Origin of the sequence: Neobacillus jeddahensis, assembly GCF_000612625.1 — a bacterium.
Lineage (GTDB): Bacteria > Bacillota > Bacilli > Bacillales > Cytobacillaceae > Neobacillus > Neobacillus jeddahensis.
In genome coordinates, this window is the sequence record NZ_CCAS010000002.1 from 153,338 (window position 1) to 168,068 (window position 14,731).

Genomic DNA, 14,731 nt, shown 5'->3' on the forward strand with positions numbered 1-14,731 from the left:
CACCTCTTTTAAGGACTTCATTAGCTCGGGATTAGTTTTATTATGGTTTCAATCAATACAGTAAGAATCGGGATTGCCATGGCGAGAATGATGATTTTTCCTGCTAATTCAATTTTGGAGGCAATCGCCCCCTGACCGGCATCCTTGGTTATTTGCGTAGCGAATTCGGCAATATATGCAATGCCAATAATTTTAAGAATGGTTTCTACATAGACCATATTTACTTTTGCATTGACAGCTAATTTTTCAAGCATATGGATAATTTCAAAAATTTTATCCACTAAAAAGAGAAAGATGACACAGCCAACAAAAACAACTAAGAGAAAGGCGAAATTAGGTTTTTGCTCTTTAATGATCAAGGCTAAAAATGTTGCAGTAAGAGCTAGGCCGACTATTTTGATGATTTCAATGGCAGAGCCCCCCTTTCTATTGAAACAAGAACACTGATTTTATTTTCTGGAAAAGATCACCCACGATGGAAGCTACTTGGAATAAAATATAGATAAAACCGAATAGCGTCACCCATTGGGCATATTCTTTTTTACCGACCTGATCTAAAACTGTGTGCAAAAAAGCAACCACAATTCCCACACCGGCAATTTTAAAAATAATATCCACTTCTAACCCCATTGCTCTTCCCCCTAAAATAATAAAATAATCAGTAATAATCCTGATAAGAATCCTAGACTTTTGACCATTTTTTCATATTTTGCCTGTCGGTCGATGGCGTCTGCTTCTTCTCTCTCCAGATGTGCAAGAGTTAGCATGATGTGTTTTTGCTGGGAAATGCGATCATGGCGACCAAGGGTTTCCCCAAATTGCTTCATAATTTCAAATTCTCCTTGTTTTAATGCAGTAGATTTCCAAACATCTTTTAGACTCGTTTCCCAAGCATCCTTAACGGTTGTTTCAGTATCGGTAAGCTTTTTTGCAAAGGCTTCAAAAAAGGTAGAGAGCGGCTTAGATAGCTGTGCAGCTAACCGTCTTGCTGCTTCATGCAAGGGGGTGTGGCTATACATAATTTCAGCCTCAAGCGATTGCAATGCTGACCTTAACGCTCTAAGTTGTTTCGGTCGTTCACTAAAACTTCTTGCTGCCTCAAATCCCGTCCAAGTAGTTGCAACGATAATGATAATAGCACCAATTAACTTAAACATTTATGTCACTCTCACTTTTTGGGTCATTTCGTGTCCGTTTGCATCAAGTATCTGAGTAATCGTTCCTGGCCCTGATGCCCGATTAAGAATCACAAAACGGTCAAAAATATTTTGGTCCATAATATCCTTTAAGGTTGGGCGCTTTTTAATTTCCTCTAGATTTGAACCGTGTGTTGTCATGATAAGTTTTATTCCAGCATTTACAGCCTCTTGAATGGCTTCGGCATCCTCTTTGCGACCGATTTCATCGACAATCAAAACATCCGGACTCATTGAACGGATCATCATCATCATTCCCTCTGCCTTTGGACAGGCATCTAACACATCCACACGATAGCCGAAGGTCAATTGCGGAACACCGTTCACACAACCCGCAATTTCACTCCGTTCATCAACAATCCCTACTTTACTTGCTTGCAGATTTTTAGGACTGAACCCTGAAGAGATTATTCTTGCAATATCTCGTAACAAGGTGGTTTTTCCTGTTTGCGGTGGTCCAATGAGCATGGTATGCAACCAATTCCCTTGAAAGATAAAAGGAATGATTGGTTCGGCAATCCCAACCTTCTCACGAGCAATTCTTATGTTAAAGGAGGAGATATCTCTTATCGCCTTGACCTTTCCTTCCTCAAGAATGACTTTGCCTGCAAGTCCAATGCGATGTCCTCCAGAAACCGTTATATATCCCCGCTTAAGTTCTTCCTCGAGGGTATAAATGGAGAATTGACTTATCTTATTCATGAGGTGGAAAGCATCTTCAGGCTGAATGATATACGATATAAATCTGGGAAACCCCTTAAGTGTCAATTCAATAGGCCGATTTATCCGTATCCGTATTTCCTCTAAATCTTCTTTTTGGTTAGGAGGGATTTTATTGATTTGGTCGGCAATATTTTTGGGTAAAAAGTTTAGAATCGTTTCCACATATGGTTCCTCCTTGATAGATATGCATTAACTTCTGGTAAACGATCTCCAGAAAGAACGGTAGTAACTTCCAGTGATAAGATCTTGTACTAATTAAAATGTATGCCTGCTTGGACACAATATGACTTTCAAATCTGTTAATACATTTCTATTTTTTTGCTGAGAATGATAGAACACATTATGAAAGATATAAAAGAATAGATTCGTAAATAGGAACATTTAATGAGAATGATCAATATTTTAAGATGAGTGATGAAATAAAAAGGAGGAAAAATTCATTGTATAATTACCTGCCGCCCAATCGTGATGGCGTACATCATAAGGGGCATTTAATTAAAGTAACAGGTGAGGGAGAACTCGCTGTTCCACCCGATACAGCTTCGGTAAACCTAGGAGTCATAACTGAGACTAGACAATTGATTGCTGCCCAGCAACAGAACTCAGTTGAGACCACTAAAGTAATCAATGCTCTCCATGCACTCGGAATTCCACAGAATCAGATCCAAACATTTGATTACCGTATTGAATCAGATTACGATTATGATCAAGGGAAACAAATCTTTCGCGGATATAAAATCACTCATCTTCTACAAGTGAAAATAGAAGACTTATCGATGGTAGGGACAGTAGTGGATACAGGCGTCCAAAACGGGGTGAACTATGTCTCAAACATTCAATTTACAGCGAAGAACAGAGATTCATACTATCAGCAAGCATTAGTTCTTGCCCTAACCAACGCAAAGGAAAAAGCTAAAACCATTGCGTCCACGATTAATGTTACACTCATTCCGACACCAAGTTTAGTTATCGAATCAGGTAGCATGGTAGAGCCTTTATTTCATCAAGCCGTCCCTCTTGTGAAAGGAGTCAGCACGACGCAATTTGAACCAGGACAAATCAAGGTAAAAGCTAGTATATCAACTGAATTTCATTATCAAGTTTCTTATCAAAAACCTTTATAATCTATTGAAAAAGGATTGAACCTCATTACAAGGCTCAATCCTTTCTAGTTTAACTAACTATTTGTCATACTTTTTTGCCCAGTTATATAACTGCATTTCCGTAACAGGTCCATTAAAGTGCTCTCTGATTACTCCTTGTTTATCAATCACAAAGGTTTCAGGCTGGCCAGTAACATTATACAATTTTGAAACCTTGGCATTATAATCGAATAAATAGTTCATTCCAGATTTATTTTTCTCGGTTACCTTATTAATTTTATCCTTAGTTTCACCACGATTAATCATGAGAAGGTTATATTGATCACCATATTCTTTTTGAAAGGCCTCCAATTCTGGGAGCTCTTCTTTACATGGTGCACACCAGCTTGCAAAATAATTCAATATTACAACCTTGCCCTTATAATCGGTCAGCTTAGTATTCGATCCATCTAAATTCGGTAATTCGAAATTATATGCCTTATCTCCAACATCCGTATGTTTGCCTTTAGACACTAAACTATAGCCAAAAAAGCCAAACATTCCTACAATAAGAATCAATACGAGTAATTTGATGACTCGCTGGTTCATCATGTTTCCCCCTGACACCAGTAAGGTTTTGTACAAAAGGCCTGCAAATGCTTTACAGGCCCTCAACTAATACTAGCTATTTATCTAGTTGCTTTAAAAATTCAATTTCCTTTTTTAGCTTTGTATGTCTTTTTCCAATAATTAACACATAACCGAAGATAACAACCCAAGCTACTGAATATGCACCATACATATATTCAAAACCCATGATAAACTCCTCCTATTTATCCAAATCTTCTCTTAATTTTTCTTTATAGCGTTCAACCTTAATCTTCATATTTTCAAACGATACTCCCTTATATAGGAAATAAGAGTATAGGATCGTGAATGCCGCAAGTGAAACAAACAATGCTGTCAGCATAGTACCTTCGATTCCCCCACCTGATTGTGATGGGCCATCACCGAACACAATTGGGTGGAACTTGGTTTGCCACCAGCGAATGGCGAAAAATACGATCGGAACGTCAGCAAAACCGATGATGCCAAAAACAGCTGCTAGACGTGCTTTTTTATCCCAAACTCCATCCATTTGTCGAATCATAATATAAGCAACGTAAATGAAGAATAAAATTAATGTTGTAATTAACCGTGGTTCCCATACCCACCATGTATTCCATGAAGATTTTGCCCATATCGGACCAGTTGTTAAAACAATAATAGTAAAGACGACACCAATTTCTGCTGAAACATAAGCGTAGGTATCAAAAATTCTTTTCCTTTTGATTAAGAAAAGGATACTACATACAAAAGTGACAAAAAACGCCATGAAGGCTAACCATGCTGAGCTAACATGAAAATAAAAGATTTTTTGAGCAGCTCCCATCGTTTTTTCTTCGGCAGCATAGATAAAGATAAAATATAAGGCAACTAACATGGAAATGACTGTACCAACATACAAAATACTCGAAAGATTTAGTTTCTTAGTTTCAGCCAATTGAGATCCAACAAGTACCTCTTTCTCTCGTTCGAGATTCATACTCATACCTTAAACCTCCAATACATAATCAATTAATAAGAAACAAACAACAAAAAATATGACATCATACGCAGTAACTAACTGGATCCACGCTAATGCACTCGAAAACTTCTCCATATTCGTTAAAATAATTCGAGTTGCCTGGACAACCCCGATCAAAATGGGGGTTGTTATCGGAAATAACAGGAGTGGCAAAAGCATTTCACTGCTTTTTGAATTAGCTGCCAAAGCTGCTAGGAAAGTCCCAATCGCAATAAATCCAAAGCTTCCTAAAAATATTACTAGAATAAAATAGGGAATGCTGCCAAGAAATTTAAAATCAAATAATAAGAATAAAAACGGGATCGAAACCAATTCTACTATTAGCATCATTGTAAAGTTTGCTAAAAACTTTCCTAAATAAATGCTGGTTGCCTCCATTGGTGCTACCAATAAACCTTGGATTGTATCATTCCTCTGCTCTGATATAAATGACCTATTAAGCCCCAAAATACCAGAAAAAACAATGATAACCCAGATAACTCCAGGAATGACAGCCTTTGTTGTATTATTTGCTGGGTCAAAAGCAAAGCTAAAAACAACAATGACTAGTGCGGCAAAAATAATTTGCGTGACTAAAATCTGTTTGGTTTTTAGTTCTGAATATAAATCCTTTTTAGCTAGAAAGAGGGCTGTTCGCATCTGATTCATGAAATCCCCTCCACTTGCAACTCGTATTTTTCAGAAACAAATGTTAGATTGTGATCTTCAATCACAAAATCATCTACAATCTTTCCATTTTTCACAATGATAATCCTGTCGCAGATTTCTGCAGCTTGTTTGAAATCATGGGTCACCATTAAGGTGGTTGCACCTTTTTCCTTCATGGAAAGAATGACATTGTTTAGAATCGAAATAGCTCCTTGATCCAATCCTGTGTGTGGTTCATCCAAAAGGAGTATTTCTGGGTCATGGACGATCGCCCGTGCAATCGCGATCCGCTGAATCATCCCACGGGAGAAGTTCTTGACTGGCTCATTCAAAAAGAAAGATAAACCAACATCTTTTACTAGTTTAATAGCTTTTTCTTCGACCTTATTAACCCCATAAATATTCCCAAAGAAAATGAGATTTTCCAATGGAGAATAATGATCGTAAAGCAAGCTGGAATGGGGTAAATAACCTAATAATTTTTTTATAGAGATCGCATTCTTTTTCAAATCCAAACCATTAATCACGACCTGCCCAGAAGTAGGTTTTATTAGGGTTGCTAGCACCTTTAAAAGTGTACTTTTCCCTGCACCATTTGGGCCTAAAATCGCTACCGTTTCCCCTTTTTTTATCGAGAGGTCTACACTACGTAAGATTAGCTTATTATCAGCTTGCTTCGTCAGCTTTTTTATTTCTATCATTTGCAGTCCCTCCCATCCCAGCTGCTACTCTATAAAATTACGTAAGCTTAATTTAACCTGGACTAAATGCTGTTTATAGGCAGCTAACTTTGCCTGATACTCATCTTCAGAGAGTTTACCATCTCCATAGTTTTCTTCTAAATCAATAATTCCATCCATGATGGCTTTTTGCTTCGTCATTAGTTGTTTAAAGGCCTTCTCTTCCTTATCGGCTCCAAGTCGCGCCTCTTCCAATCTTGCTTTCCGCCTAAAATAAGCAAAATAGGAGATCCCAGCAATTATAATGGCTCCAATAATGATCAAAAAGATATGTGGGTTAAAGCTATGCAATGGTGACTGTGCCCACATTCTTAAATGTCCAGGATTATGAAAGGCTGGCGATGCTGAATGGGTAACTGAACTATCCTTTCCACTTTCTGTTGATGTTTGTGTCTTTTGTGATTCATCAGCAACAGGCTGTTTGTCTTTGTCATAAGAAAGTTTGAAAGTTTGGTTTTCTGTTAATCCCTCAATGCTATATCCAAAGTAATTTTGGTCATCGAATTTAAAGAGACCTTGACTCGTTGCTTCTGCCCCTTCAACCTCAATGCTTCCCATTCCTTCAGGAACAAGAATTTGCATCATTTGAACCGAATAATTAACAGATAAATCGATAGACTTCCCCTTATCCATTCTATAGCTATATGGTAGGACTACTGTTTGATTTCCTGGAACTGGAGTTGTGGTGATAAAGCCTTTATCAACCTCTTTAAAAGCAATGGTATTATCTAAAAAATTTAGATCCTTTGCTCCTTCTGGCAGGGTTACATTTAAAACCGCCTCGCCTTTTCCATCCCCTTTGTATTCCTCAGCAGCAGTATTCGTATAATTCACCATATTCATCAAGTTCGTTGAACCATCCTCAGCAGGACTGACAACGATGTAATGCATATCAACGGTAATCTTTGAATCTGTTGCTGCTAAGCTATGGAATGGCAGTAACAGCATGAATCCGAGGAAGAAGACTGTGATTTTTTTGATCACTTTCCTTCCCCCTTTTTCACATTATAACTTTTCATTTGAGCTTCAATTTCTTTTTCTACTTCTGCCAATAAATCTTGATCCACGCCTGTTTCCACCATTTGTTCCTCTTCCTTCATAATGATGGAAACTTCTTTTTCGTATTGTTTCTTTAAAACATTGTAATCAGCGTGTGAAATTTTATCCATTTTGTATTCAAACTCTATTTCATTTAGCGTGGACAACAAAGCTTCCTTCGTCGTCGCCAAATCTTGACTTTTTGAATTGCCTTGTAAATATGAATCCCACTTAAATAACGGTGATAATATTAAAAATAAACACACAAGCGCAAATGCCGCAGTAAAAATCATCGAAATGATGGAGATATCATGCATTTTGTTCACATCCTAAAGATACTTTTTGCGTTCCTCATCAATCATGGAAGAAAAGATTTCACTTTCTACTTCTTCGTCAGTATTTTCGTAACCAGTGACGATCTCTTCCGTTCCTTTTTTCTTCACCCATTTACGGATAATAAAATACAAAGCAATAGCAGCTGCACCTAATACAACAAACGGTAGAACCCAGGCGGTAAGGCTAAAACCACTTTTCTCAGGAGAAGTTAGTATTTCCTCGCCGTAAATATTGACGTAATATTCACGGATTTTATCCTTATCCCAGCCTTTATTCATCATTTCTACAAGATCTGCTTTGAACTCAGTGGTTAAATTACATGTATTGGGATCACATTCATAATGATCTTGACCACAGCCACAAGTACAGGCGAATTGTTGGGCAACTGCTTTAAATTCAGGTGATTTATAGTCAATTTGCTTGGCATCCACATGAATGAATGAACCTTGAAAAATAAACGCAATGACAAGGAGTCCAAGATAAAGTTTATTTTTCATTCTATGACACCTCTTTACGTACTCCTGTGTATCTCGGAGTGACATTACCATATTTTCCATTCCAAACTGCAAACAGCGCACCAATCACAATCATAAAGGAACCTATCCATAACCAATTCATCATTGGATTAACTTTTACTACAAATGTAGCTTTACCATCATCTTCCCATGCACTTAAGACAATGTATAAGTCTTCCTTAAGCGAGGAAATGATTGCAACTTCAGAAGAAGGTTGCTCCCAATTTCCATAAAAAACTTTTTCTGGCTGATAAGTACCTAATTTCTTTCCGTTTCTAAAAACTGTTACATCGGCATAGACAATGTCGTTAATTCCTTCTTTTTTCTGATCCAGTCGCTCATAGTTAATTCGATAATCTTGTAAATCAATCGATTGCCCTAATGAGACTGTTTTCATAGTTTGTAAATCATAGTTTTGTGAACCAATAATCCCCATCGTAATGAATGCGATTCCAAGGTGGACAATATAGCCACCATATCGACGACGATTTCGAATCATGAGGCGATATAAGGCTACAATCGGTGTTTCCTTTGTCATCTTTCTTCTTGCTTTGACCCCTCTATAAAACTCTAAGAAATGGGTAATCAATAATAGAATAATAACGCCATAACCTATGACTGCCCATGCTTTTTGGATACCTAGCACAACCATCAACACCATGCCAATTACAGCAAGAACAGCTGGAATCGTGAAGTTTTTCCGTAAATTTTTAACGGTCGATCGCTGCCATGCAAGCATTGGACAAACTGCCATTACAAACATCATTGATAAGAGGATCGGCGCTTCTACTTTATTAAAGAATGGAAGACCAACTGTTACTTTTGTGCCACGAACTGCTTCAGATACTAACGGGAAGATAGTCCCCCAAAATACAGCGAATGCAGCACCAACTAATAATAAATTGTTGACTAGAAAACTACTTTCTTTTGAAACAAAGGAATTAAATTGCCCTGCACTTCGTTTCAACAGATTATAGCGGCTCATTAAGACATATAATGCTAGAATTACCGCAATGCCCATAAAGATTAAGAAGTATAATCCTAAATTAGAATTGGCAAATGCATGTACTGATGTAAGTACACCGCTTCGTACCAGGAAAGTCCCAAATAGTGTTAGCGCGTACGATACGATAATTAAGCTGATATTCCATATTTTCAACATGTTTTTGCGCTCTTGAATCATCACTGAATGCAAGAAAGCAGTGGCCGTTAGCCATGGCATAAAGGAGGCATTTTCTACAGGATCCCATGCCCAATAACCACCCCAACCTAGTTCTACATAGGCCCATTGACCACCAAAGATATTGCCAAGACTTAAAAACAACCAAGCAATAATCGTCCAGCGTCTTGTCATTTTGATCCAGAAATCATCTACATTTTTCAAAATCAAGGCTGCCATTGCAAATGCAAATGGGATAGCAAGGCCAACATAGCCAAGATAAAGTGTAACCGGATGGATGATCATTCCAGGATTTTGAAGCATTGGATTTAGCCCTTTACCTTCTAATGGGACAGTATCTAGTAAAATAAAGGGTTTCGCTACAAATCCTAAGATAAAGAAGAAGAAAACCCCGTTAGCCATCAGAATAGCTGAAATATAAGGAACCATTGGGTTACCTTTCATCTTCCTTGAAAAAGCAATCATAATCATATAAAGAGTTAGGAAGAAGGTCCATAATAACAAAGACCCTGCATTCCCTGCCCAAAGAGCGGTAAGTTTATAAATGATTGGTAGTTCACTGCTAGTATAGTCGTTAACATATTCATATTGGAATTGCGATGTCGCTAATAGATAGAATAAGGAGATCATTGCCAATGAGGCACAAACAAATAATGCAATCATTCCACCTTTTCCGCTATTAATCAGTTTTTGGTTTTTTGTACTAATCCCAAATGTAATAATGAGTAGTGAATAAATTGCAATAGCTAATCCAATATAAATGGTTGCGTTAGCAAATAAAAACATTCCGTCACCTTCTTATGTTTGCTTTGTTATTCTTCTTTCGGTGGTTGATCTAACTTTGCTTTATGTGTTTCTGGATCATAATCTTTCATGTCTTTTCCTTCATACTTGGATGGACATCTTGTTTTCACTGTTTCAGCAACAAATGTATCTTTTTTCGTTGGTGCACCTTGAAGGATTGTAATAACCCCTTCTGAAAAATTATCTGGTTTTGTTCCATTATGGATGACATGCATGAGGTTGCCATCATTGTCTTTGACATCAAATTTTAATTCAATTTTATCTGCATCCCATTTAATCGAATCCTCAATTAATAACCCTTCAACCGTTACATAGTCGTCCTGATGTTGATTTTGCGTGGCCAAAAGTTCCTTCATCGTCAATTCAACTCCACTCGAACCTGGGGTTGCAGCCATAAGGAGAAAGACAATTGCACCAGCAATAATGAAGCCCCCAAGCATCACAATCGTATTTTTTTTCATTCAACTCACCTCATTAAATTAATTTTTTCATTTCCTCTTCGTACATTTCCTGATCAATCTTTCCTGTTAACAATTTTTTGCGTAACTCTTTCTTTTCATCTGCAAAATCAGCAGTTATGTCTTTTTCTTTTTTGCGATTTCCATGATTTGATTGTAATTTATGTTTTGTACCCTTTGAAGATTTCCGACGTGTGTAGGCATTCCCCTTGATACCTAGGTAGATAAACAATCCTGCGATGATGATAGCTATACCGATAATAGATGCTCCACCAACGCCAATAATAGGACGTTTTGAATTATCAGTTCCACTCTTCTCCACTTGATCGGTAGCAGATACACCACTATGGGTTTCATCATCAGGCGGCTGTTGCTTGTTGATTGCCTCCATGGTAGATTCTGTTCCGTCTTTCTTATAAGAGAATGAATACTTTGGGTTTTCCCCAGCTTTAACATTTTTATATTCATAATAATAAAGCTCTTCACCATACTCGTTTTTCGTATTATTTTCTGTCTTAGGCTCAAGCTTAATTTCCTTTGCATCCATTGGTGCGTAGAAAACAACATCTAGTTGATCGATTTCTGCATTATTAATCAATTGATATGTAAAACTCTTTGTGTCTTTAACTTCGATCGATTTTGTATAGTATTCGATGACGAATTGGTATGTCTCGTTATTCTTGATCGTCTTTGCCGGCTTCCATGTTACAATTCCTTTTTCTTTATCAACATCATAAGGACGTTGTACTTCTGGCTTATTTTCCTCTGGAAACTCTGCTACTAAATACGCTTCAAAGCCGTTTTCCATAGCGGGAACAGGAATTTCTATTTTCCCATCATAGTCTTGACCGCTCTTATTTGTAATCGTTCCATATTGGCCTACTAGTAATGAGGGCACATCCTTTGATTCCCAATCTTCTGGGTAATCAAACTCTGGCATTACTTGGACCTGCATTTCCTTAAACGGAAACTTCTCTGCTTGGAAAGCCGTTTCAGCACTAGCTTTTGTAGTGATAAAACTTGTTAAAAATAATCCAATAACGAATAATGCTATCCACTTTTTTATAACCATGCTTATCCTCCTTGACATAGAAAACTCCCTCAGTTGAATATAAGATTTTTCACTATAGTCCTCTTTGAAATAAATATAATCGTTCTTTATCCCTATTTGTTGAATCACTCATGAACATTTTGTTAAAGGATATAAATCGTTATGATTTCGTCAAATAATAACCACAGAATGTTCACAAATCAAAAAAAATCCAGCACACAATGGTGCTGGCGAGAGGATAGATTATAGTCAGGATTATGATTCTAGTATCAATCCACAAGGGTGTAACCATCATAATATTTCTCTCAACCAGTCAATGGAAATAGGTCAAAAAAACTATTTGTTTACGGCTCAAGGTAATCATTTTGTGGTTGATCTTTAGGCTTTAATGTACGAATATAGCTGACAATATCGGCAATATCGGCCCTACTTAACTGACGAGCCCCTTCAAGACCTTTTAAGGATGGGCCCATCCGTGTATCTTCGCGACCATATGCAGCCGCTATCCAAATTTGTTTATCTGTCGTATATTTCAAATATTGAGGGTTAGAAAGAACTGTTCCCATCTTTGGTTTCCCCTCGCCTGCATCACCATGGCAATTGAGACAATATAAGTTATATTGCTCCATCCCATGTACCGGATCACCTGAAACTGTTACAGGTGCTTCAAACTCTATTTCTTTCGTTTGCCAGTCCCTCATAAAAGCAACTAAGTTTTTTAACTCAGTCTCAGAAAACCTAGGTCCATAGGCAGGCATCGCCGTATTCTCACGGCCATATTTCACGTAATTATAAAGGTCTTTATCTGATACTGAGCTTAAAAAATGCTGATTATTAAGAGCAGTCCCAACATTTGCTGCCTCCCCTTTTCCTGTTTCACCATGACAGGAAAGACAATTTTCCGTATATATTTTTTCTCCAGCGGCTACTGCCTTAGAATTTTCACTTCCAAAAATATCACTGTTACTAATACAGATAAAAATCCCGACAATGACCAAAAGATAGAATCCGATTAATATTTTTTTCATGGATTACTCCTTAATTCGGCTCTGGTGTTGGAGTTGGTTCCCCCAAATCTTCATATTTTTTCTGTATCAGGTCATATATTTTTTTCGTATCTTTTCCATCAAGATGCATTTCTACGGCATCTCTAGCAATATCAATACAGGTGTCACAAGAAACTCCATGATCATCCCAAGCCGTTACAGAATTTCCATCTCCAATTTGACCGACAAAACAGTCCAAATTACTCTTGTGTCCTCCTGCAGTACAACCGCAATAACAAGGCACAGATGAGACAATTTCTGGGTATGTAGCAGCTAAAATATATGTTTCTTTAACTTTTTCTGAAGAATTCAAAACATAATCAGGTAGTGGTGCATGCTTCTTATCAAGTTTCACATTTTCAATTTTTGAGCTGCAACCTGCAGCCACTATCGCTGCTAAAGTGAAAAGGAATAATAGTAACGTAATTCGTTTCATATTCTGTTTCACCCCTTCCTTTTATTTATATGATCTAGTTCATTTTAACAAAAAGAGAATCGACAAATAGTTCCTAATTCTTACTATTTAGTGAAGTTTTCAAGCTTGTAAAAGTAAAAATACATGACTATGGAAATAGAAATGATCATGTGAAAAGAAGTTAAAAAAAGCCTTAGTCCCGCTTTCTAAGGACTAAGGCTTGCAAATATATTAAGCTCTTGATACATATGATGAATCAGTTGTATTGATAATTAACTTATCACCTTGGTTTACAAAGAATGGAACTTGAACCATTAATCCTGTTTCCAATGTTGCTGATTTAGTTCCGCCGGAAGATGTATCACCTTTGATACCAGGTTCGGTTTCGGCAACTTCTAAAACAACATTGTTTGGTAATTCCACGCCAAGGGTTTCATGATTAAACATCATAATGTGTACTTCCATGTTTTCTTTTAAAAACTTTAGCTCATACTCAATATTACTGCCTGGAAGTTCCACTTGTTCGTAAGATTCCATATCCATGAATACATGAGAATCACCGCTTGCATATAAATATTGCATTTTGCGGTTATCAATTTGTGCTTTTTCTACCTTTTCACCCGCACGGAAGGTTTTTTCTTGAATAGCACCATTACGTAAGTTACGTAGTTTAGAACGAACAAACGCTGCTCCTTTTCCTGGCTTTACATGCTGGAAATCAAGGACACGCCAAAGTCCACCGTCCACTTCAATAGTTAATCCTGTTTTAAAATCGTTAACAGATATCATGATAATTCCTCCTAAATCCTTACAATATAATTAAATCTTTTGTAGAATGAGTGAGAGCTTCGTTATGATCAGTTGTTACCAAGGTATCATCCTCGATTCGAACGCCCCCCAGTCCTGCAATATAGATGCCCGGTTCACATGTTACCACCATTCCAGGCTCTAAAATAACATCAGACTTCATCGATAAAGCTGGACCCTCGTGAACCTCAAGTCCGATGCCATGCCCGGTTGAATGACCAAAGTATTCTCCATAACCTTTTTCAGTTATGTAATTTCTTGTTAATGCGTCTGCTTCCTTACCTGACATACCTGGTTTAATACCAGCCATACCTTTTAGCTGCGCTTCAAGAACAACCTCATAAATTTCTTTTAGCTTTGCATCTGGCTCACCAATCGCAACTGTTCTAGTCATATCTGAAACATAGCCATTATAATAACAACCAAAGTCCAATGTCACCATATCTCCGGTTTCTATTACTTTATCACTTGCGACACCGTGTGGTAATGCAGAACGATATCCCGAAGCCACGATCGTATCAAAAGAGGAGGAAGTTGCCCCTGCCCTTCTCATAAAGAACTCTAATTCATTCGAAACTTCTAATTCCGTTTTTCCTGGACGAATGAAGTCTAAGATATGCTTAAATGCGGCATCTGCAATATCAGCTGCCACCTTTAATATCTTAATCTCTGCGTCAGTCTTTATCAAGCGTAACTTTTCAATTACACCTGAAATGGGGACTAGCTGTGCAGAGATTTCTTTATCATATTGTTTAAAGGAAGCGAAGGTTAAATAATCCTCCTCAAATCCAAGCTTTTGAATATTCAATTCTTTCACAAGACGTGCAATTTCTTCTGGAATGGAACTAGAAAATTTAATAATGTCAAACCCTTGGCATTGTTTGGTTGCTTGTTCAATATAGCGAAAATCTGTAATAAATTGTGCCCGATCGGCACTGATTAAAACAACCCCTGCTGATCCGGTAAAATTAGATATGTAACGGCGATTAAATGGACTGGTGATCAAAATCCCATCAATGCCTTGTGTTGAAAAAGTTGATCTTAGTTTTTCAATTTTCCCCATCA

General features: G+C 37.4%; 20 protein-coding genes. 1 reads left to right on the forward strand and 19 read right to left on the reverse strand.

Annotated features, from left to right (window positions below; genetic code table 11):
* Positions 1-20: 20 nt before the first annotated feature.
* Genes spoIIIAD through spoIIIAA form a run of 4 tightly spaced genes read right to left on the reverse strand, consistent with a single transcriptional unit; the run spans position 21 to position 2,081 of the window.
* Positions 21-410 (reverse strand): stage III sporulation protein AD, encoded by a 390-nt coding sequence (gene spoIIIAD, locus TY15_RS01635; RefSeq protein ID WP_179301891.1) that lies wholly within the window; start codon positions 408-410, stop codon positions 21-23.
* Between the two features lie 16 nt (positions 411-426).
* On the reverse strand, positions 427-630 hold the full coding sequence (gene spoIIIAC / locus TY15_RS01640; RefSeq protein WP_040208144.1) for a stage III sporulation protein AC: 204 nt from the start codon (positions 628-630) through the stop codon (positions 427-429).
* 11 nt (positions 631-641) lie between these two features.
* Positions 642-1,157 (reverse strand): stage III sporulation protein SpoIIIAB, encoded by a 516-nt coding sequence (spoIIIAB, locus tag TY15_RS01645; RefSeq protein WP_040208142.1) that lies wholly within the window; start codon positions 1,155-1,157, stop codon positions 642-644.
* Entirely contained in the window at positions 1,158-2,081 is a 924-nt protein-coding gene (gene spoIIIAA, locus TY15_RS01650; RefSeq protein WP_040208141.1) for a stage III sporulation protein AA, read from the reverse strand. It lies immediately after the preceding gene.
* Between the two features lie 278 nt (positions 2,082-2,359).
* On the opposite strand from spoIIIAA, the gene TY15_RS01655 reads away from it, so the two are divergent.
* Entirely contained in the window at positions 2,360-3,043 is a 684-nt protein-coding gene (locus TY15_RS01655; RefSeq protein ID WP_040208140.1) for an SIMPL domain-containing protein, read from the forward strand.
* Between the two features lie 57 nt (positions 3,044-3,100).
* Here TY15_RS01655 and TY15_RS01660 read toward each other — a convergent pair whose 3' ends face one another.
* From TY15_RS01660 to TY15_RS01725, 15 genes are all read right to left on the reverse strand, one after another.
* Positions 3,101-3,613, reverse strand: coding sequence for a TlpA family protein disulfide reductase (locus TY15_RS01660; RefSeq protein WP_244440865.1), 513 nt, complete (start codon positions 3,611-3,613; stop codon positions 3,101-3,103).
* Between the two features lie 73 nt (positions 3,614-3,686).
* Positions 3,687-3,818, reverse strand: coding sequence for a CcmD family protein (locus TY15_RS23400; RefSeq protein WP_081799322.1), 132 nt, complete (start codon positions 3,816-3,818; stop codon positions 3,687-3,689).
* A gap of 12 nt (positions 3,819-3,830) precedes the next feature.
* Positions 3,831-4,592: a cytochrome c biogenesis protein gene (locus TY15_RS01665; RefSeq protein WP_042373978.1), complete on the reverse strand. Its 762-nt coding sequence runs from the start codon at positions 4,590-4,592 to the stop codon at positions 3,831-3,833.
* 3 nt (positions 4,593-4,595) lie between these two features.
* A complete protein-coding gene (locus TY15_RS01670) occupies positions 4,596-5,276 on the reverse strand; it encodes a heme exporter protein CcmB (RefSeq protein WP_040208137.1) in 681 nt (226 codons plus the stop codon).
* A complete protein-coding gene (locus tag TY15_RS01675) occupies positions 5,273-5,977 on the reverse strand; it encodes an ABC transporter ATP-binding protein (RefSeq protein ID WP_040208136.1) in 705 nt (234 codons plus the stop codon). The genes TY15_RS01670 and TY15_RS01675 overlap by 4 nt, the downstream gene beginning before the upstream one ends.
* A gap of 24 nt (positions 5,978-6,001) precedes the next feature.
* Positions 6,002-7,000, reverse strand: a complete 999-nt coding sequence (locus TY15_RS01680) for a hypothetical protein (RefSeq protein WP_040208135.1) — start codon at positions 6,998-7,000, stop codon at positions 6,002-6,004.
* Positions 6,997-7,371, reverse strand: coding sequence for a hypothetical protein (locus tag TY15_RS01685; RefSeq protein ID WP_040208134.1), 375 nt, complete (start codon positions 7,369-7,371; stop codon positions 6,997-6,999). The genes TY15_RS01680 and TY15_RS01685 overlap by 4 nt, the downstream gene beginning before the upstream one ends.
* A 12-nt stretch (positions 7,372-7,383) precedes the next feature.
* Positions 7,384-7,887 carry a cytochrome c-type biogenesis protein gene (locus TY15_RS01690; protein ID WP_040208133.1) on the reverse strand — a complete coding sequence of 168 codons (504 nt, stop codon included), beginning with the start codon at positions 7,885-7,887 and terminating at the stop codon, positions 7,384-7,386.
* 1 nt (position 7,888) lies between these two features.
* Positions 7,889-9,871 carry a heme lyase CcmF/NrfE family subunit gene (locus TY15_RS01695; protein WP_040208130.1) on the reverse strand — a complete coding sequence of 661 codons (1,983 nt, stop codon included), beginning with the start codon at positions 9,869-9,871 and terminating at the stop codon, positions 7,889-7,891.
* A 26-nt stretch (positions 9,872-9,897) separates the two neighbouring features.
* On the reverse strand, positions 9,898-10,350 hold the full coding sequence (locus tag TY15_RS01700) for a cytochrome c maturation protein CcmE (protein WP_040208128.1): 453 nt from the start codon (positions 10,348-10,350) through the stop codon (positions 9,898-9,900).
* Positions 10,351-10,363: 13 nt separating this feature from the next.
* Positions 10,364-11,419 (reverse strand): hypothetical protein, encoded by a 1,056-nt coding sequence (locus TY15_RS01705; RefSeq protein ID WP_040208127.1) that lies wholly within the window; start codon positions 11,417-11,419, stop codon positions 10,364-10,366.
* A 323-nt stretch (positions 11,420-11,742) separates the two neighbouring features.
* Entirely contained in the window at positions 11,743-12,426 is a 684-nt protein-coding gene (locus tag TY15_RS01710; protein ID WP_040208125.1) for a c-type cytochrome, read from the reverse strand.
* A 10-nt stretch (positions 12,427-12,436) separates the two neighbouring features.
* Positions 12,437-12,880 (reverse strand): PCYCGC motif-containing (lipo)protein, encoded by a 444-nt coding sequence (locus TY15_RS01715; RefSeq protein WP_052353678.1) that lies wholly within the window; start codon positions 12,878-12,880, stop codon positions 12,437-12,439.
* 210 nt (positions 12,881-13,090) lie between these two features.
* Entirely contained in the window at positions 13,091-13,648 is a 558-nt protein-coding gene (efp, locus tag TY15_RS01720; RefSeq protein ID WP_040208123.1) for an elongation factor P, read from the reverse strand.
* A gap of 19 nt (positions 13,649-13,667) precedes the next feature.
* The gene (locus tag TY15_RS01725) at positions 13,668-14,729 is read right to left on the reverse strand and encodes a M24 family metallopeptidase (protein WP_040208122.1); all 1,062 of its coding nucleotides are present in this window, start codon (positions 14,727-14,729) and stop codon (positions 13,668-13,670) included.
* Positions 14,730-14,731: the final 2 nt, after the last annotated feature.